Here is a 17,936-nt window from a genome sequence, read left to right on the forward strand (position 1 = left end):
GCTCGTCCTTCTAATTCTGCGGCGCTAAGCCCGCGCTGCGGCACGTAATTCCCGCTCTAATGCTTCGAGAAAGCGCGAGCGGTCGGCCTTTGTAAACCCTTTGCCGCCGCCTTGGCGAAAGGGGTCGGCGGCGCGCAGGTCGGTCATCAGGTCGCGGGTCGCCAATACGTTGCCGATATTGGCCTGTGTCAGCGCCTCGCCATTGTGTTTCAGCACCCTTGCGCCTGCCTCGACGCATTTGGCGGCGAGCGGGATATCCCCCGTCACCACCACGTCGCCCTTGCCACAGCGGTCGGCGATCCACATGTCAGCGATGTCCGGCCCGTCCGGCACGATCACCACCTCCACCAGCGGATTTTGCGACATGCGCAAACCGCCGTTGGAGACGAGGTACATTTTGACCTTGTGGCGCGTCGCCACCCGCTCGGCCTCGGCTTTGACCGGGCAGGCGTCGGCGTCAATATAAAGCGCTGTCATGGCTTATCCGGCATAGAGCGCATCGGCGTGGAAGGCCACGTGGTCTTCCATGAAGCTCGCCACGAAGAAATAGCTGTGGTCATAGCCCGGCTGCATGCGGAAGGTGCCTTGCTGGCGTTTGGCGGTCATCGCCTCGGCCAGCGCTTCGGGTTTCAGCAGATCAAGGAACTGGTCGCTGCTGCCTTGGTCAATCAGGATCGGACCATCGAAACCCTTTTCGCGCATCAGCAGGGTGCTGTCATGCTTGGCCCATGTGGTTTCATCTGTGCCTAGATAGGCGCTCAGTTGCTTCTTGCCCCAGTCGCTCTGCGTGGGGTTGGTGATCGGCGCAAAGGCCGAGACCGATAGGAACCGCCCCGGCAGGTTCATCGCCAGCGTTAGCGCGCCGTGGCCGCCCATGGAGTGGCCGGTGATGCCTTGGCGCTCCATATCAATGGCGAAGTTTTCAGCCAGCAGGCTGGGCAGTTCATCGGCGAGATAGTCCCACATTTGGTAGTGTTTGGCCCAAGGGTCTTGGGTCGCGTTCACGTAAAAGCCCGCGCCTTTGCCCAGATCATAGGCGTCATCATCCGCCACATCGTCACCCCGCGGGGAGGTGTCGGGAAAGACCACCGCGATGCCATGTTCGGCGGCCCAAAGCTGTGCGCCCGCCTTTGTCATCGCGTTCTCATGCGTGCAGGTCAGGCCCGAAAGATACCACAGCACCGGCACCGGGCCGTCCTGAGCCTCGGCGGGCAGGAAGAGGCCAAAGGTCATGTCGCACCCGCAGGCGTCGGACGCATGGGAATAGACCCCCTGCGTGCCACCGAAACAGGCGTTTTCTGAGATGGTTTTCATGGCGGCGTTCCTTTCGAAATGGGTTGAAGTCACAGGGCCGACACCCAGCCTACGACAAGGCTGACGGTAACGATACTGACCGTGGTGGAAACAAGGATGGCAGCGGAAACGCGCTGAGGAGCGACGCCATAATGCTGCGCGAGCATATAGACGTTGCCCGCCACAGGCAGCGAGGCTGTCGCGATGATGACCCCGGCCTTGTAGGGATCAACACCAAAGAGCAGCAGCGCGGCAAGGGCCACAAACAGCGGATGCAGCACCAGTTTGCAAAAGGTCAGCCAGCCCGCGATCTCGATCCGCTCGGCGGATTTGGAGGCAAGCGAGGCACCAATGGCAAAGAGCGCACCCGGGGTTGCGGCGCCGCCGAGGATGGCAAGAAATTCGTTCAGCGGCACGGGGATCGGGATGCTGAAGCCGGACCAAAGGAACCCAAGCGTGATGGCCACGATCATCGGGTTTTTCAGCAGGCCAAGTCCGACAATCTTGAGGGTCGCAAGCCGCAACTGGCCTTCACGCGATCCGACGATCAGGATCACGATCAGGCTGGAAAAGATGATCATGTCGATGGAGAGCGCCAGCAACACTGGGCCGATCGCCTCTGGCCCTAGAAGCAGTGTCAGCATGGGCACGCCGAGAAAGCCGGTATTGCCGATCACCGCGCATTGCGCCTCGATCCCGTTGGTCGCCACGTCGAGCCCGCGCAGGAAGCCGACGAGGCTCGCGATGGCATAGACAAAGGCCGTCCCCCAAAGGTAGGCGGCGACAAGGCGGCTGTCCCAGACTTCGGCCAGCGACAGGTTGGCCGAAAAGCGAAACAGCATTGCTGAAAGCGCAAAGTAGAAGACGAATTTGGTAAGATAGGCCGTCGCTTCGGCTGAGAAGAACCGCGTGCGCCCGGCCCAGTAGCCAAGGCCGATCAGCGCAAAGAACGGCAGGGTTTTCAAGAAGATCGCGACCATGGGTCAAGCAGTAGCCAACCCGCACTTGGGGTGCAATGGGCAAGCCTAACCAGAGCCGATCAGCACCCCTGCGGCAAAGACCAGCGCACCGCCCAGCACGACTTGGAATGCAGCGCGGAAGAACGGTGTCTCCATGAACCTGTTCTGAATCCATGCGATGGCCCAAAGCTCAACAAAGACGACGATGATCGCCACCACGGTGGCGGTCCAGAAATCGGTGATGAGGTAGGGCAGCGCATGGCCCAGCCCGCCCACGGTGGTCATCACACCCGACGCCAGCCCGCGTTTGACAGGAGAGCCACGGCCCGACAGTTCGCCATCGTCGGAAGCCGCTTCGGTGAAACCCATGGAGATACCAGCGCCCACACTGGCGGCGAGGCCCACGAGGAAAGTCGTCCAAGTGTCATGGGTGGCAAAGGCCGTGGCAAAGATCGGCGCGAGGGTTGAGACAGAGCCGTCCATCAGCCCCGCCAACCCCGGTTGCACCCATGTCAGCAGAAACTGCCGATGGGCGCGGCTGTCCTCTGCACTGCGGGTGTCGTCGCTCAGGTGCTTTGTCGTCAGGTCTTGTGCACTGTCTTGATGTCCGGCCTCGGCTGCGGCCAGATCGCCTAAAAGCTGTCGCGTGGCTGCATCGGTGGTGCGGGCGGCAGCGGCGAGGTAGAATTTCTCGGCGTCCTGCTCCATCGCGGCGGCTTCTTCGCGGATGCGTTCCAATGACAGGTTCTCAACCAGCCAGACCGGACGGCGGGCGTAGTAGCCTGACACATGCTCGCGCCGGAGCAGCGGGATCACGTCGCCAAAGCGGTCGCGGTGCAGGGCGATCAGGCGGCGTCGGTGATTGTCTTCTTCGGCGGCCATGCCTTCGAAAATGGCGGCGCTGTCGGGGTAATCGGCACGAAGGCGCTCAGCATAGTCGCGGTAGATCCGCGCGTCGTCTTCTTCGGAGGAAATGGCGAGCGCCAGCACCTCTTGCTCTGTTAGGTCTTTGAAGCGTTTGCGATAAAGAGAAAAACGCATGTTAAGGTCCTTTGGCTGCCGCAAGCTTAGGGCGCGTGTCGGATAGGGGCAATTCAAAAGGGTTAACGTCTTGCAAAGAGAGGGGCTTGGCAGACCAGAACAGGGCTCTAGTTCATGGCGCTAAGGGTCGGCTTGTACCGGCGTCATGTGAAACGACGAGGTTTGAAATATGAGAGTAGTTTTTCTGGCACCCCTTCTTGTGGCGGGCTGCGCGCCCGTCATCCCCGCGCCCCTGCCGCCTGCGGCGCCCACAGTACAGACCGCACCAGCGGCGCAGGCTGTGCCGGCCACGCCCTCCGTCCAGACGCAGGCGTTGGAGCCGAAACCGAAGCCCAAACCTGCACCATCGACTTCGAACACACCCAAGCCAAAGCCCGACTCCTCGCAATCTGAGGACAGCGCCTCTGACCAGTCCGCCGACAAGCCAGTCGCAACGGGTGAGAAGGTCGGCACCTGTAATGAGGGCAGTTGGTGGGGGCTGATTGGCCGCCCGCGTTCCGCCGCGAGCATCGTGTCAGAGCCGAAACGCGTCTATACTGAGGGCGACCCGGTGACGACGGATCACCGACCGGAGCGCACCAATATTGTCTTGGATGCCGAGGGTAACATCACCAAAGTGACCTGCGGCTGATCCCCTACGTCTTGGGACGTTTATCGAGGATACGCACGGCTTTGCCCTCTGACCGGGCAACGCCGCCGACGTCCATCACCTCAACCCTGACCGAAATGCCCACCGTCTGCTTGATCTGCGTGGCCAGCGCTTTGACAGCCGCCTCACGGGCATCGGTGGTAACGCTGGCATCGGCACATTCGCAGAGCACGCGCATCTGATCCATACGGTCCGGGCGCGACAACTCAATCTGGAAATGCGGGGCAAGGCCCGGCGTGGCCATCAGCGCTTCTTCGATCTGGGTGGGGAAGACATTCACCCCGCGCAGGATAATCATGTCGTCGCTGCGGCCCGTCACCTTCTCCATCCGCCGCATAGAGCGGGCGCTCCCGGCCAGAAGCCGCGTGAGGTCGCGGGTGCGGTAGCGGATAATTGGGAAGGCTTCTTTGGTAAGCGAGGTAAAGACCAACTCCCCCATCTCGCCATCTTCAACCGGTTGGCCGGTTTCCGGGTTGATAATCTCGGGATAGAAGTGATCCTCCCAGATGTGCAGCCCGTCCTTGGTCTCCACACATTCCATCGACACGCCCGGTCCCATGACTTCGCTGAGGCCATAAATATCCACCGCATGCATGTCGAAGGCCTGTTCAATCTCCAGCCGCATCGCGTTGGTCCAAGGCTCCGCGCCAAAGATGCCGACTTCGAGAGAGGACTGGCGTGGGTCAATGCCCTGATTTGCGTATTCATCAAGGATCGACAGGGCGTAGGAGGGGGTGACGGTGATGCCTTTGGGCTGGAAATCCTCGATCAGCCGTACCTGGCGCGGGGTCATGCCGCCCGAGATCGGCACGGTAGACAGACCAAGCGCATCGGCGCCGAGGTGAATGCCCAGACCGCCGGTAAACAGCCCGTAGCCATAGGCGTTGTGCAGCATGTCGCCGGGGCGCATCCCCGCCGCGCGCAGGGAGCGGGCGACGACTTGGCCCCAATTGGCAAGGTCATTCTTGGTATAGCCTACCACCGTCGGCTGGCCTGTCGTGCCAGAGGAAGCATGAATACGCGCGACTTGCTCGCGCGGCACGGCGAACATGCCGAACGGGTAGTTGTCGCGGAGGTCAGTCTTTACCGTGAAGGGAAAGCGCGACAGGTCCGCGAGGTCTTGCAGATCGTCCGGATGCACCCCCGCATCGTCAAAGCTTTTCTTGTAGAAGGGCACATTGTCATAGGCGTGGCGCAGGGACCATTTGAGCCGCTCCAGTTGCAGGGCGCTGATCTCGTCCCGGCTGGCGATCTCAATAGGGTCGAGCGTGTCCTTCGCGGGGGTCAAGTCTTTCATCAGGTCGGCTCCTCCTCGGTAAATAGCTGGCCCTTGAGCGTGCGGGACAACCCGCGAAATAGGGCCACGGTGCGGCCATCTTCGCCCGTGACCGTCACATCATAGATGCCCGACCGCCCGCTGCGCGACACTTCGCATGCGGTGGCGGTCAACCGCTCCTCTGGCTGACCGGGGCTGAGATAGGTGATCTGGTTCTGCTGGGCGACAGTGGTTTGGTTGTAGCTGTTACAGGCAAAGGCAAAGGCGCTGTCGGCAAGGCTAAAGATAAAGCCGCCGTGACAGATGCCGTGGCCGTTGAGCATATCCGCACGCACCGACATCGACAGAACCGCGCCACCCGGCGTGACCTCTTCGATGGTCATGCCCAACCCGGCAGAGGCCGCGTCTTGGGCGAACATCACGTCGGCGCATTTCCGGGCGCGGGCGTCTGGGGTCATGCCATCCTGCCTTTGTGTTTCAGTTTTAGGTTTGCTCGCATAATTCTGTAACGCTTTCAAGAGATTTGAGCCGCCCCTTCACGTCAGGCCTTGATTTGGCCCCGCGCAAGGTCAACTGTCAATTATGAGCATTGAGCCCCCATCGCCCGTCTCGGCCTTTGAGCATCAGCCCGAACAGGTCGCCTTTCACCGCACGGAATTGTCACTGATCCTATCGCTCTATGGCCGCATGGTCGCAGCGGGTGAGTGGCGGGACTATGGCATTTCCCACCTGCGCGATGTGGCGGTTTTTTCCGTTTTTCGGCGCACGGCGGAAATTCCGCTCTACCGGATCGAAAAGCGGCCTAAGCTGCGCAACCGGCAGGGGATGTATGCGGTGGTTGGCACCGGCGGGCAGATTCTGCGGCGCGGCCATGATCTCAAGGCCGTGCTGCGGGTGCTGGAGCGCAAGCTGATCCGCTCGGTGGATTAGGGCAGGTTGGGCCGACGATGCGCCGTTACCGGCCCGTCGCCGGCCGCTTCGATCCGCTGGATGGCGTCCTTGATCGGCTCATAGGACACGGCCATCCTATGGGCATTGGCGTGGATGATGGTTTCCGGATCGACGACCAGCGCCACATGGCCCTTCCAGAACAGCAGGTCGTTGCGCTGATAGGCCCCGGCAACCGCCGTGCCGACCACGCCCTCTTGCTGGCCGCTGTCCCCGGGGCAGGGGATGCCGCAGGCAAGCAGCGCGGCTTGGACAAGGCCGGAGCAATCGATCCCCCAACGGCTGTTGCCGCCCCATAGGTAAGGTGTGCCAAGAAAGAGCGCTGCGATTTTTGCCGGGTCGTCTTGCAATTCATCAAGCGGCGCGAGGTGAACCAGTGGGATATGGCCGTGCGGCGTCTCGGCAAAGTCCTTGGTCTGTGCGGTCACGGTAACGGGTGAGCCGAAGCTCAGGCTCAGCAGGTCTGGTGATTTAAGGTCCGCGCGGGCATAGGCGTGTGTCGCTGGCACGCAGACGCGGTGGGTCGCAGGACGGGGGTAAGTGAGCGCGTTTTGCCGAAGGTGGCCGCGATAGCCGTCCTTCTCTGCCACCACCAAGGCCCAGCCTGATGCCTCCTCCAACACCGCCACACGCTCACCAAAGAGCACCTGCCGATCGCGCGGCCCCTCAGGTTGGCGGCAGAGGTCCGTTAACGGGACACCGATCTGCGCGGTGCGGCCTTGGGTTGTCATCGCGGGGTCGCTCATAGGTTCAACAGCTTTGGCAGGGCGGCAAGCAGCGCTCGGGTGCCTTGGCCCACGCCGCCTTTGGGCCGGGCCGGCGCGTCCGACGGTTGCCAGCCATAGATGTCGAAATGCGCGTATTTGCTCTCGGTTACAAAGCGGCGCAGAAAGAGGGCGGCGGTGATGGACCCGGCGAACCCGCCCTTGGGCGCGTTGTCGAGGTCTGCGATGCCGGGCTCGATCAGCGCTTCATAGGCGTCGTGGAAGGGCATCCGCCAGACAGGATCGGCGGCACTGCTGGCGGCGGTTTCGAGCGCGGAGACAAAGGCGTTGTCGTCGCTATAATAGGGCGCGAGGTCTGGGCCCACGGCGACCCGCGCCGCACCAGTGAGTGTCGCGATAGAGATGATCTGATCGGGGTTGTCCTCATCCGCCAGCGCCAGCGCATCGGCCAACACCAAGCGCCCTTCGGCGTCGGTGTTGTTGATCTCAACCGTCAGCCCTTTGCGGGAGGTCAGAATGTCGCCGGGGCGGAAGGCGTTGCCGGAGACGGCATTTTCCACCGCTGGGATCAGCACGCGCAACTGCACGGCCAACCCAGTGGCCATGATCATATGCGCCAGCCCCAAGACGGCGGCAGCCCCGCCCATGTCCTTTTTCATCAGGCCCATCGAGGCACCGGGTTTGAGGTTCAGCCCGCCGGTGTCAAAGCAGACACCTTTGCCGACGAGTGTGAGCTTCGGCCCCGCATCGCCCCACCGCATGTCGATCAGGCGCGGCGCACGGTCAGCGGCGCGGCCCACGGTGTGAATCATCGGCAGGTTGTTTTCCAGCAGGGCATCGCCCGTGGTCACGTCGATCTTCGCCCCCTGTTCCTCGGCCAGCTTACGCGCGGCGGCTTCCAGATCGGGCGGCCCCATGTCAGAGGCGGGCGTATTAATGAGGTCGCGCGTCAGCATCTCGCCCCGCGCAACAGCGGTGATATGGGTGGCGTCGATCCCTGTGGGCGCAATCAGACGCGCAGCCAGCGGGGTCTGGTCGCGGTAACGCGCGAAACGGTAGCCCGCGAGCAGCCAGCCGAGCGCTTCGGTCGCGGCCTGATTTTCGGGCAAGCCGCTTGCGATACGGTAGTCCCCCTTAGGCAAACGCGCCGCAGCCCCGGCAAGGTGAAAGCGCCCGCGCCGCCGCGCCGCCGCGTTGCCGTAGCCTGCCAATGCCATCACCGGCGCACCCTCGGCCCCCGGCACCACCAGCGCCTGCCCCAGACCGCCGGTAAAACCGCTGGTCGCGACCCAAGCCTGCACCGGGGCGTCTTGCGCCTCAAGCCAACTGTCCAAAGCAGACTCGCTGAGGACATGCAGCGGCAGGGCGGTATCGGAGGCGGTGGCGAATTCGGCGGACATGGTAAACCTTTGCAAAGCTGGATTTGCCGCGCAGCCTAACCTTTCCACCGCCACCCGCAAGGCGTCAGAGCGTGATGTCCTGCATGTCCCAAATCGCCGTCAGCGAGCGTTCGCCAATCCGCAAGAGCCGCGATAGGGTGGCGGCCGTAGCGATGTCATCGGCCTGATCAATCGAGGCGATCACATCCTTCGCCACCTGCGCGACCAAGCCCATCCCGATCTGATCCGCAATGGCGATCAGTGTATGTACGCTTTTGCGCAGACCCGTTTGATCCCGCGTGCGGTAAAGCCGGTCGCAATGCGCCATGCGCAGCGCCAGTTCTTCCATGGCACGGCAGACAACATCCTCGGCCCCCACTTCGCCCAGTTGCGTGTACAGCAGCCCAAGCCGCTCTTGATCGACGGAGACCTGCTCGGTCGGTCGTATTTGCACCAATTGCATGTCGTCACCCTTCATTCAGCCCCCACGGCCTTGGTGCAACATGGCCTATGAAGGTGTGCAAAGGGTTGCGACGCCAGCGTCTTTTCCCTCGAAATCGCCGCGCATTTGCGCTATTTGCGAGTAAAACGCTAAAGGCAAAAGGAACGTTTGCACATGGACAACGCCAAGGCTCTGCCGTCGTATCTGTTGAAACGCTATCACGGGTGGAAGGCCACCGGTTACGCTGAAAACCAGACGTGGTATCGCCGTTTGGCAGCGGAGGGGCAGCGCCCGCGTGCGATGGTGATTTCTTGCTGCGACAGCCGCGTGCATGTGACCTCGATCTTTGGTGCGGATCAGGGGGAGTTCTTTATTCACCGTAATATCGCCAACCTCGTCCCGCCCTATGAGCCTGATGGCAATCGGCACGGGACATCGGCGGCAGTGGAATATGCCGTGAACGCGCTGAAAGTTGCGCATTTGATCGTGTTGGGGCACTCCAGTTGCGGTGGTGTCGCGGGCTGCATTGATATGTGTCAAGGCAAAGCGCCCGAGCTTGACGGGCCAGACAGCTTTGTGGGCCGTTGGATGGATATGCTGAAGCCGAAATATAATCTGGTCGAAGACATCGATGACCCGGCAGAGCAGCAGCTTCGGCTAGAGCAACACGCGGTGATGACCTCGCTTGAGAACCTGATGACCTTCCCATGGATCAAGGAAAAGGTCGAGAATGGCACGCTAACGTTGCACGGTCTGTGGACGGATATCGGCGAAGGCAGCTTGGAATATTACGACGCAAAGTCGCATCGGTTCGAGCCGGTTTAAGTTTAATTCGCCAAAGACGAAAGAGGGGGCCACGTGGCCCCCTTTGTTATTCACGAACTGCGGTTAAACCTCAGCCCTTTTTCAGCACTTCGCGGCCCAGCAGTTCGGCGATCTGCACGGCGTTGAGGGCCGCACCCTTGCGCAGGTTGTCGCTGACGCACCACAGGTTCAAACCGTTGTCGATGGTGCTGTCCTGACGGATGCGGCTGATGAAGGTGGCGAAATCGCCCACACATTCGACGGGGGTGACGTAGCCGCCGTCTTCGCGCTTGTCGATCACCATGAGGCCGGGTGCTTCGCGCAGGATGTCGCGGGCTTCGGCTTCGTCAAGGTGGTCTTCGAACTCGATGTTGATCGCCTCGGCATGGCCCACGAAAACCGGCACCCGCACGCAGGTCGCGGTGACCTTGATGGAACTGTCGACGATCTTCTTGGTCTCGGCGACCATCTTCCATTCTTCTTTGGTCGAGCCGTCCTCGAGGAAGACGTCGATATGCGGAATCACGTTGAAAGCGATCTGCTTGGTGAACTTAGAGGCAGGCTTGTCATCGGTCGGGTTGTAGATGCTCTTGGTCTGGTCCCAAAGCTCATCAATACCTTCCTTGCCCGCGCCGGAAACCGACTGATAGGTCGACACAACAACGCGCTTGATCTTAGCCCGGTCATGCAGCGGCTTCAGCGCTACGACCATCTGCGCGGTGGAGCAGTTGGGGTTGGCGATGATGTTCTTCTTGGAGTAGCCATGCACGGCCTCGGGGTTCACCTCTGGCACGATCAGCGGCACGTCTTGGTCATAGCGGTAAAGCGAGGAGTTATCGATCACCACACAGCCCGCTTTTGCGGCGGCGGGTGCGTATTTCTTGGTCGCTTCCGACCCCACGGCAAAGAGCGCGATGTCCCAGCCGGTGAAGTCAAAGGTGTCGAGGTCTTTGGACTTCAGGGTCTTATCCCCAAAGCTGATCTCCGACCCCAGCGAACGGCGGCTGGCCAGTGCCACGATCTCGTCCACGGGGAACTGGCGCTCGTCCAGAATGTTCAGCATTTCACGGCCCACATTGCCTGTGGCGCCAACGACGGCGACGCGATAACCCATTTGAGTACTCCTGTCTGTCTCATTCAGTTGGCTGCCGTTTACCGTGCTTGCGCAGCATTGGCTAGAGCCAGCCATGCGCAGGCTGCGCAGGGCAGGGTTTTGCCGGGGTCAGAGGACTTTAATCACGTCCTTGTCGATCGCCAGCATATAGCCGCGCCGGGCGATATTCTTGACCAGCAGTTCCGACACCAGCTGATTGCCCAGCGTATCGCGCAGGCGCTTGATCCGGGTCGCGCCGGCGGCTTCGTCGCAATCGGCTGGGCTGCGGCCCGAGATCATGCCTTCGATCTCAGAGCCTGACAGCACATCATCATCCATCCGCGCTTCGGCAAGGACAGACATCGTCTCCATCGCGGCACCGGTGAGTTTAAAACCGAGGTTGTTGAGATAAACGGTGTTTTCCTCACGGCTGATGAGTAGGGAGGAGACCTGAATCCCCGCCCGCTCAATCTGCGCCATGCGGCGGTTGAAGCCGATGAGCATAATGAGAAAGATCATCGCCGCAGCCAACATCGCGGCAGCAAAGACCAGCAGCACGATGATGACAACACGGTAGCTTGCCAGTGTTTCGGAGAAAGCAGTGCCGGATTGGGCAAGGATTTCGAGCAGTTTGATCTCGGCCTGTGTGGTCAGATCGTCATTCTCGATAAAGATCCGCTCAACCCGCGCGTTGAACACATTGGCATCCGGCAGCGCCCAGAGCAGCAGCGCCGCCCCGGCCAGCAAGACGAAGGCAACAGCGGCAATGCCACCGCCTACAAAACGCCCGCCGAACCTGCGCATATCAGAAGCGGAGGTAGTATTTTCCTGCACTGTCTTTCCTTTGATCCAGACCATCGTCGCCGAATACGGACAGTACATTCAACAATGTCCAGCCCTCTGCCGCAAGACGCGGCGTGAGTTCGGCCTTGGCACCGGCTGCATCGCAGGCATCGTTAATCTGCGCCACCCCATAGTGGAGGCGCAGAGGATCGTCTTGCTTGGCCTTGTAATCGGCGTAGCAGCCAGCCATTGCCGCAGCGGGCAGGGCCAAAGTGACCGTCAGCGCGGTCAGTAGGGTGAAACATGCGTTTTTCATATGTTTTTAATGCGCTTTCGCCTGTTGATATTCAATAACCAAGCGGGTTTTCACCGGTTGTTATCGAATAACGAACCCCTGTTATTGCCTGTCTTTGGCCCAGCCCCCAATTTTGTGACACCAACAGACACACGGCCCCCGAACATGGCCGTCACAGGACAAAGAGCGCAAGCAGAAACGCGCTGAAACGAGAAGGGACACAGATATGTACCGCAAGTTCATTGCCACCATCGCCGCCTTGTCGGTTGCCATCACTGCCTTTGGCCCACGTCCGGCTGCGGCTGATGATAAAGAAGTGCTGCGCACATTGGCCGCCATCGCGGGCGTCGCGATTGTGGGTAAGATGATCTATGACAATAACAAGAAGCGCGACCGTGAGCGCGAAACGGTGACACGCCGCCGCGCTGCCCCTGTCTATGAAGCGCCCCGCTATTATCCCGCCGTTTCTGAACGCCCCCGCTTGCGCCCGCGTGCCGATCTGCGGGAGCCCCGCTGGGAGCAGCCCCGTCGTGAAGTAACGCCACTTATCGAACGCGAAGTGCGCCCACTGCCCGAACGCGTCGACCGCAAGCTGCTGCCGCAGCAATGCTTCCGCAGCTACGACGGTGAAGACGGCAAGGTGATGATGTTCGGTGAGCCCTGCCTTGAGAAGAATTACGCCCAAGTCGACAAACTGCCCCAATATTGCGCCAAGCGCGTAAAGACGGCGGAAGGTGCACGCTACGGCTATGATGCCCGCTGCCTGCGCGACACGGGCTACAGCTTGGCCCGTCGGTAAATCCGGCGTGCCTTGGCCGAGCGTCACGTCCCTGACGCTCGGGTTTTGAAAGGGGGGGTGTTCGGGCGCCTCCCCTTTCTCTTTTCTATTGCATCGTTGGGCGCCTTGCGGTTTCACCGATCCCATGATTCCGGACTATGAATTCGAACGCAGCGCCCTGGCGCAAGGCTTTGGCACGATCGCCGGGGTCGATGAGGTGGGCCGTGGCCCGCTCGCCGGACCGGTCACCGCCGCCGCGGTGGTCTTTACCGAGGGGCATATTCCCGAAGGGCTGAACGACTCGAAAAAACTGACCGCCCGCGCTCGCCAGCAGCTCTGCGATGAGATCATGGAGGTGGCGGTGGTCTGTGTGGCCCACGCCAGCGTCGAAGAGATCGAAGAACACAACATCTTGCGTGCCAGCCATCTCGCCATGACCCGCGCATTGGCCGGGCTGAACTGCGCGGTGGATTACGCGCTTATCGACGGCAACATGTTGCCCCGCGATCTAACGCTCCCGGCGCAGCCTGTGGTGAAAGGTGATGCCCGCTGCCTGTCAATCTCAGCGGCCTCTATCGTGGCCAAAACAGCGCGAGATACCCTCATGGTGGACTTGGCGCAACAGCATCCGGGCTACGGCTGGGAAACCAATATGGGATATGGATCAAAAAGCCACATCGCCGCTTTGCACGATCTTGGTGTCACCCCATACCATAGACGTTTGTTCAAACCGGTACACAACATCTTGTATCAAGACAATTTGTTAACTGGTTGATTCAAAAAAGAAATTGACCGCGAATCTCTGATGGCTCATTTTATCCACAACCAATGAGCGCTTAAGCGTCGGGTAATGAGGCAGAGATATGAACACGATGACAAAGGGCGCTGAGGCGCTTCCCTTGAACACGATTATTGCGGGCGATTGCATTGACGCAATGAACGCCCTCCCGGCGGAGTCCGTCGACCTGATCTTCGCGGATCCCCCCTATAACCTGCAGTTGCGCGGCGATCTTCATCGCCCGGACAACTCCAAGGTCGACGCCGTCGATGACGAGTGGGACCAGTTCGCAAGCTTCAAAGCCTATGACGATTTCACCCGCGCTTGGCTGAAAGCGGCGCGGCGTTTGCTCAAGCCCAATGGCGCGATCTGGGTGATCGGCAGCTACCACAACATCTTCCGTGTTGGCGCGGCCTTGCAGGATCAAGGGTTCTGGATTCTTAATGATGTCGTTTGGCGCAAGTCCAACCCGATGCCGAACTTCCGCGGCAAACGCTTTACCAATGCGCATGAGACGATGATCTGGGCGGGTAAGAGCGAGAACAGCAAATACACCTTTAACTACGAAGCGCTGAAGGCGCTGAACGAAGGCATCCAGATGCGCAGCGATTGGGTGTTGCCGATCTGCACCGGCCATGAGCGGCTGAAGGATGAGGCAGGCGACAAGGCGCATCCGACGCAAAAGCCCGAAAGCCTGCTCCACCGTGTCTTGGTTGGCTCGACCAACCCCGGCGATGTAATCCTCGACCCGTTCTTCGGCACCGGCACCACGGGCGCTGTCGCCAAGATGCTGGGCCGTGATTTCATCGGGATCGAGCGTGAAGAGGCCTATCGCAAGGTTGCTGCAAAACGCATCGCCATGGTGCGCAAATTCGACAACGAAGCGCTGCAAACCACCACCTCCAAACGCGCCGAGCCGCGCGTGCCGTTCGGCCAGTTGGTCGAGCGGGGCATGCTGCGCCCGGGCGAGAACCTCTATTCCATGAATGGCCGTCACAAGGCCAAGGTCCGTGCCGATGGCACCTTGATTGGAAGCGATGTCAAAGGGTCCATCCACCAAGTGGGCGCGGCCTATGAGAAAGCGCCAAGCTGCAACGGCTGGACCTATTGGTGCTACAAAAAAGACGGCAAGAATGTCCCGATCGACATTCTGCGTCAGCAGATCAGGGCTGAGATGGCCAACTGATCCACCCCGGATAAACGAACACCGCCGGCGCCCGTGGCCCCTCTGCGTGAGGGGCTTCAACACGGGTGCCTACCTTGACCCCGCCCCATGGCGGGGTTTTTTTGGGGTCTAGGGCTACATCAATCGCCGTTTGCGCCCTTTGAACTCACGCAACGCGGCTTCGATATAGCGGGCGTCAAAATCGGATTTATTCACCACGTAGAGCACCCCAGCCGATGCTGCCTTTTCCCACATGAAGGGTGAGGGCCAGTCGCTGACCATGATCACCGGGGTTTCGGCATGGCGGTCGTCGCAGGCCAGTTCCAGCGCGAAATTCGCGCCCAATCCATCAGGCAGGTTGTTGTCGAGCAAGATTAACGCCTTGTCGCCGCTTTCCAACGCCCGCCGCGCGGCTTCGATGCTGGGCGCAAACTCCACCCGCATGCCGCCATAGGCGCGGGCAAGGACGCGGCGCAGTTTTTCGCGGTCAAACTCACTGTCTTCGACGATCAGGCAGGTGCCATCGCGCCCCGGCTTTGGGGATGTTGTCTGTTGCTGCATATATACCGCTCCACTGGTAGCGCTTGGAGGGTATGACAGGGAAGTTTTAACGGAGCGTTGCGCTGGTCAAAGTCGCGGGAGAGGATTGCTGGCCTTGTTATAGGGTTTCCAGTCGGTGATCTCGGGGTAGTGCATCTTCCGCCATTCACGCACGCGGGGGTTCATAATGCGCCGCCAAAGCGGGGGCACCATCGCCGCCATGGTCATCACCGGATAGCCGTAGGGCAGCTGCGGCGCGTCCTCGGCCCCGTAGGTTTGCAACACCGGGAATCGCCTGTCGGGTTTATAATGGTGGTCGGAATGGCGCTGCAGATTGATCAGCAGCCAGTTCGACGCCTTATGCGATGCGTTCCATGAGTGGCGCGGCTGGACATGCTCATATTTCCCACCGCCCAGATGTTTGCGCGTCAGCCCGTAGTGTTCGATGTAGTTGACCAGTTCCAACTGCCAGATCGCGACCCCGGCCTGGATCAGGAACAGACCCAGCCCGCTCCATCCGCCGAGCAGCAGCGCCAGCAGGAGGAAAGTCGCTTGCAGCGCCCAGTATTTGAAGAACGGGTTGTTCGGATCAGTCCAAGGCAGCCGTTTGCGGGCCAGCATGTTTTTTTCGGCACGGAAGGCCGAAGTCAGCGATTCCAGCAGCACACGCGGGTAGAAACGGTGAAACCCTTCGTTATAACGCGCGGTCACCGGGTCACGCGGGGTGCCGATATGGCGGTGATGCACCAGCAGATGCTCGGAGCGGAAGTGGGAATACATCACCATGCCGAGCAGAAAATCAGCGAGAAAACGTTCCGTCTTGTTCCGCTGGTGCATCAATTCGTGGCTGTAGTTGATCCCGATGGTGCCTGTGATGACGCCGACACCGAAGAACAGAAAGATACGCTCCGCCGTGTCCAGATGCTCGGCGCGGGTGGCGTAGTAGATCAAGCCGAAGACCGTCACAAATTGCAGCGGCGCCCAGATCAACGTGACGAGGCGATACCAGTAGAGGTCAGCCTCCGTCGCCTCTAGGTCTGCATTGTCGAGGTTCAGCCCCAGCACTGCATCGAGCATCGAAAACAAATACCATGTCACCAGCGGCAGCAGTGCGATGGTCCAACCACCTTGTGTAGCGCAGAACCATGCGAGCGGGACCAGCAGCAGCGACATCCAGAACGGCAGGGCGCGGCTCAGTCGGGCAAGGTCTTGCGGGGCGATGATGCGGTTGGCCATAAATTCTTTCGCAGTTTCTCGCTAGCTATACCTTAGATTGCAAATCACACAAAGCGGCTACCGCGTTAAATCGAAGGCTTTGCGCATGACGGTTGGCAGATCGCTGGGGCTGAACTGATTCTGACCGATGAATTCGCCGATCTCGGGGGTGGCTGCGTGGCCGACACGGGCGTGCTGGACCGTGAGCATCAAATGAAAATGCGTGAATGTATGGCGCACCTCGCCCGGCAGGGGCTGCCAATCGGCTACAAGGGGCGGTGTACCTTCGGGGCGTGGCTCGGCCGTGTCGATCCAGTCCGAGCCAGGCCAGCCCAGCATGCCGCCGAGCAGCCCTTTGTCGGGCCGCGTCTCTAGCAGCCACGCGCCATCCTCGCGCTCTGCCAGATAGACGGTGCCGTGGCGAATTGGCTTGGGCTTTTTCGGCGTTTTCTTTGGCAGCGCCGCCGCTGTACCCTCCGCCCGCGCAAGGCAAGGATCGCGCCAAGGGCATATCCCGCAGGCGGGGGATTTCGGCGTGCAGATCGTAGCCCCCAAATCCATCACCGCCTGCGCGTAGTCGCCGGGACGGTCTTGCGGCGTAAGCGCGGCGGCGCGTCCCATCAGTTCGGGCTTCGCAGCAGGGAGGGGGGTGTGAATGTCATAGACCCGCGCCATCACCCGCTCGACATTGCCGTCCAGCACCGCATGGGGCAGATCAAACGCAATCGAGGAGATCGCCGCCGCCGTATAAGGCCCGATCCCCGGCAGTTTCAGCAGCGCATCGTGATTGGCGGGGAACTGACCGCCATGCTCGGCCACCACCGCCCGCGCGCATTTCAGCAGGTTGCGCGCACGGGCGTAGTATCCAAGCCCCGCCCATTCGGCCATCACTTCGGCATCCTCTGCCGCTGCCAGCGCCGCGACATCGGGCCAGCGGGCGGTGAAACGGGCGAAATAGTCCTTTACCGTTGCCACCGTGGTCTGCTGCAGCATCACTTCGCTGAGCCAAATGCGATAGGGGTTCGGCATCACGCCTGCCTTGCGCTCGGCCGGTGGCACCCGCCATGGTAGGTTGCGGGCATGGGTGTCGTACCAGTCCAGCAAGATCGGCGGCAGGTCGCTGACAGATCGGTTTTCACACAATGTTTATGGCCTTTCCGGGCGCTGAGGGCTGGTTACACAGGGGCAAATTGTTATGTAGGTTGAGACATTCGGGAAACATAGTCATGCCGCCACGCCGTACCAGTACAAAAGGGTTCAAACGCACCGACAGTCTCTTGTCGGGGCAAATTCGCAAGGCGAGCGAGACCCGTGGCTTTGCACAATCCCGCCTGTTGACCCATTGGGCCGAAATCGTAGGCGAAGCCACGGCGGCAATCTCGCGCCCTGTTGAGGTGAGCTATGCCCGCAAGGAAGGCATCGGTGCCACGCTGACCCTGCTGACCAACGGGGCAAATGCGCCGATGCTGGAGATGCAAAAGGAGCAACTGCGCGAGCGGGTCAACTCGGTCTACGGCTATAGCGCCATCGCCCGCGTGCGCATCACCCAAACCGCTGCAACAGGGTTTGCCGAGGGGCAGGTCGCCTTTCAACACAAACCCAAAGCCGCCAAACCCGCTCTTGATCCCGCCCTAAAGCGCCAAGCTGCGGAGGCTGCTCAGCCTGTGGCCGATGAAGGCCTGCGTGCTGCCCTTGCACGTCTGGGCGAGAATGTATTGAACAAGAACCAAAGCTAACCACCTAAAGCTGACGAAAAAGACAAAGGAAATCCCT

22 protein-coding genes are annotated in these 17,936 nt (G+C 60.8%); 7 read left to right on the plus strand and 15 right to left on the minus strand.

Features of this window, described 5'->3' with window-relative positions; translation table 11 throughout:
* Positions 1-24: 24 nt before the first annotated feature.
* Genes HTT03_RS08385 through mbfA form a run of 4 tightly spaced genes read right to left on the minus strand, consistent with a single transcriptional unit; the run spans position 25 to position 3,293 of the window.
* Positions 25-477 (minus strand): YaiI/YqxD family protein, encoded by a 453-nt coding sequence (locus HTT03_RS08385; protein ID WP_174859398.1) that lies wholly within the window; start codon positions 475-477, stop codon positions 25-27.
* Between the two features lie 3 nt (positions 478-480).
* Positions 481-1,314 (minus strand): S-formylglutathione hydrolase, encoded by an 834-nt coding sequence (gene fghA / locus HTT03_RS08390; RefSeq protein ID WP_174859399.1) that lies wholly within the window; start codon positions 1,312-1,314, stop codon positions 481-483.
* 29 nt (positions 1,315-1,343) lie between these two features.
* Positions 1,344-2,273, minus strand: coding sequence for an AEC family transporter (locus HTT03_RS08395; protein WP_174859400.1), 930 nt, complete (start codon positions 2,271-2,273; stop codon positions 1,344-1,346).
* A 45-nt stretch (positions 2,274-2,318) separates the two neighbouring features.
* The gene (mbfA, locus tag HTT03_RS08400) at positions 2,319-3,293 is read right to left on the minus strand and encodes an iron exporter MbfA (RefSeq protein WP_174859401.1); all 975 of its coding nucleotides are present in this window, start codon (positions 3,291-3,293) and stop codon (positions 2,319-2,321) included.
* Between the two features lie 169 nt (positions 3,294-3,462).
* On the opposite strand from mbfA, the gene HTT03_RS08405 reads away from it, so the two are divergent.
* Positions 3,463-3,924, plus strand: coding sequence for an I78 family peptidase inhibitor (locus tag HTT03_RS08405; RefSeq protein WP_174859402.1), 462 nt, complete (start codon positions 3,463-3,465; stop codon positions 3,922-3,924).
* Positions 3,925-3,928: 4 nt separating this feature from the next.
* Here the strand turns inward: HTT03_RS08405 and paaK are convergent, their stop codons facing one another.
* Together paaK and paaI are read right to left on the minus strand one after the other, a co-directional pair.
* Positions 3,929-5,239 carry a phenylacetate--CoA ligase PaaK gene (paaK, locus tag HTT03_RS08410; protein ID WP_174859403.1) on the minus strand — a complete coding sequence of 437 codons (1,311 nt, stop codon included), beginning with the start codon at positions 5,237-5,239 and terminating at the stop codon, positions 3,929-3,931.
* Positions 5,239-5,676, minus strand: a complete 438-nt coding sequence (gene paaI / locus HTT03_RS08415; protein WP_174859404.1) for a hydroxyphenylacetyl-CoA thioesterase PaaI — start codon at positions 5,674-5,676, stop codon at positions 5,239-5,241. The genes paaK and paaI overlap by 1 nt, the downstream gene beginning before the upstream one ends.
* Positions 5,677-5,800: 124 nt before the next feature.
* On the opposite strand from paaI, the gene HTT03_RS08420 reads away from it, so the two are divergent.
* A complete protein-coding gene (locus HTT03_RS08420) occupies positions 5,801-6,148 on the plus strand; it encodes a DUF2794 domain-containing protein (RefSeq protein WP_174859405.1) in 348 nt (115 codons plus the stop codon).
* On the opposite strand, the gene HTT03_RS08425 is transcribed toward HTT03_RS08420, so the two are convergent.
* From HTT03_RS08425 to HTT03_RS08435, 3 genes are all read right to left on the minus strand, one after another.
* Positions 6,145-6,912: a C40 family peptidase gene (locus HTT03_RS08425; protein ID WP_174859406.1), complete on the minus strand. Its 768-nt coding sequence runs from the start codon at positions 6,910-6,912 to the stop codon at positions 6,145-6,147. The two genes, HTT03_RS08420 and HTT03_RS08425, sit on opposite strands and share 4 nt — an antisense overlap.
* Positions 6,909-8,291, minus strand: coding sequence for a leucyl aminopeptidase family protein (locus HTT03_RS08430; protein ID WP_174859407.1), 1,383 nt, complete (start codon positions 8,289-8,291; stop codon positions 6,909-6,911). Before HTT03_RS08430 ends, HTT03_RS08425 begins: the two co-directional genes overlap by 4 nt.
* A 64-nt stretch (positions 8,292-8,355) precedes the next feature.
* Positions 8,356-8,748, minus strand: a complete 393-nt coding sequence (locus HTT03_RS08435) for a hypothetical protein (protein WP_246253397.1) — start codon at positions 8,746-8,748, stop codon at positions 8,356-8,358.
* Positions 8,749-8,886: 138 nt separating this feature from the next.
* Between HTT03_RS08435 and HTT03_RS08440 the strand changes: the two genes are divergently transcribed.
* The gene (locus HTT03_RS08440; RefSeq protein WP_174859408.1) at positions 8,887-9,537 is read left to right on the plus strand and encodes a carbonic anhydrase; all 651 of its coding nucleotides are present in this window, start codon (positions 8,887-8,889) and stop codon (positions 9,535-9,537) included.
* 70 nt (positions 9,538-9,607) lie between these two features.
* Here the strand turns inward: HTT03_RS08440 and HTT03_RS08445 are convergent, their stop codons facing one another.
* From HTT03_RS08445 to HTT03_RS08455, 3 genes are all read right to left on the minus strand, one after another.
* Entirely contained in the window at positions 9,608-10,630 is a 1,023-nt protein-coding gene (locus HTT03_RS08445) for an aspartate-semialdehyde dehydrogenase (RefSeq protein WP_174859409.1), read from the minus strand.
* A 108-nt stretch (positions 10,631-10,738) separates the two neighbouring features.
* Positions 10,739-11,413 (minus strand): hypothetical protein, encoded by a 675-nt coding sequence (locus HTT03_RS08450; RefSeq protein WP_174859515.1) that lies wholly within the window; start codon positions 11,411-11,413, stop codon positions 10,739-10,741.
* A 1-nt stretch (position 11,414) separates the two neighbouring features.
* Complete coding sequence (locus HTT03_RS08455; protein ID WP_174859410.1) at positions 11,415-11,708, minus strand: hypothetical protein; 294 nt, start codon at positions 11,706-11,708, stop codon at positions 11,415-11,417.
* 205 nt (positions 11,709-11,913) lie between these two features.
* Between HTT03_RS08455 and HTT03_RS08460 the strand changes: the two genes are divergently transcribed.
* The 3 genes from HTT03_RS08460 to HTT03_RS08470 all read left to right on the plus strand — a co-directional run bounded on the left by HTT03_RS08460 (position 11,914) and on the right by HTT03_RS08470 (position 14,429).
* Entirely contained in the window at positions 11,914-12,486 is a 573-nt protein-coding gene (locus tag HTT03_RS08460; protein ID WP_174859411.1) for a hypothetical protein, read from the plus strand.
* A 124-nt stretch (positions 12,487-12,610) separates the two neighbouring features.
* Complete coding sequence (locus tag HTT03_RS08465) at positions 12,611-13,240, plus strand: ribonuclease HII (protein ID WP_174859412.1); 630 nt, start codon at positions 12,611-12,613, stop codon at positions 13,238-13,240.
* 88 nt (positions 13,241-13,328) lie between these two features.
* The gene (locus HTT03_RS08470) at positions 13,329-14,429 is read left to right on the plus strand and encodes a site-specific DNA-methyltransferase (RefSeq protein WP_174859413.1); all 1,101 of its coding nucleotides are present in this window, start codon (positions 13,329-13,331) and stop codon (positions 14,427-14,429) included.
* Positions 14,430-14,543: 114 nt separating this feature from the next.
* Here HTT03_RS08470 and HTT03_RS08475 read toward each other — a convergent pair whose 3' ends face one another.
* The 3 genes from HTT03_RS08475 to mutY form a co-directional block, all read right to left on the minus strand.
* Positions 14,544-14,969, minus strand: a complete 426-nt coding sequence (locus HTT03_RS08475) for a response regulator (RefSeq protein WP_174859414.1) — start codon at positions 14,967-14,969, stop codon at positions 14,544-14,546.
* A 66-nt stretch (positions 14,970-15,035) separates the two neighbouring features.
* Positions 15,036-16,184, minus strand: a complete 1,149-nt coding sequence (locus HTT03_RS08480; protein WP_174859415.1) for an alkane 1-monooxygenase — start codon at positions 16,182-16,184, stop codon at positions 15,036-15,038.
* A 57-nt stretch (positions 16,185-16,241) separates the two neighbouring features.
* On the minus strand, positions 16,242-17,306 hold the full coding sequence (gene mutY / locus HTT03_RS08485) for an A/G-specific adenine glycosylase (RefSeq protein WP_174859416.1): 1,065 nt from the start codon (positions 17,304-17,306) through the stop codon (positions 16,242-16,244).
* A gap of 83 nt (positions 17,307-17,389) precedes the next feature.
* Here mutY and HTT03_RS08490 point away from each other — a divergent pair, with 83 nt between their 5' ends.
* Positions 17,390-17,899, plus strand: a complete 510-nt coding sequence (locus tag HTT03_RS08490; RefSeq protein ID WP_174859417.1) for a DUF721 domain-containing protein — start codon at positions 17,390-17,392, stop codon at positions 17,897-17,899.
* Positions 17,900-17,936: the final 37 nt, after the last annotated feature.

The organism is Sulfitobacter maritimus, from assembly GCF_013346665.1.
GTDB lineage: Bacteria > Pseudomonadota > Alphaproteobacteria > Rhodobacterales > Rhodobacteraceae > Sulfitobacter > Sulfitobacter maritimus.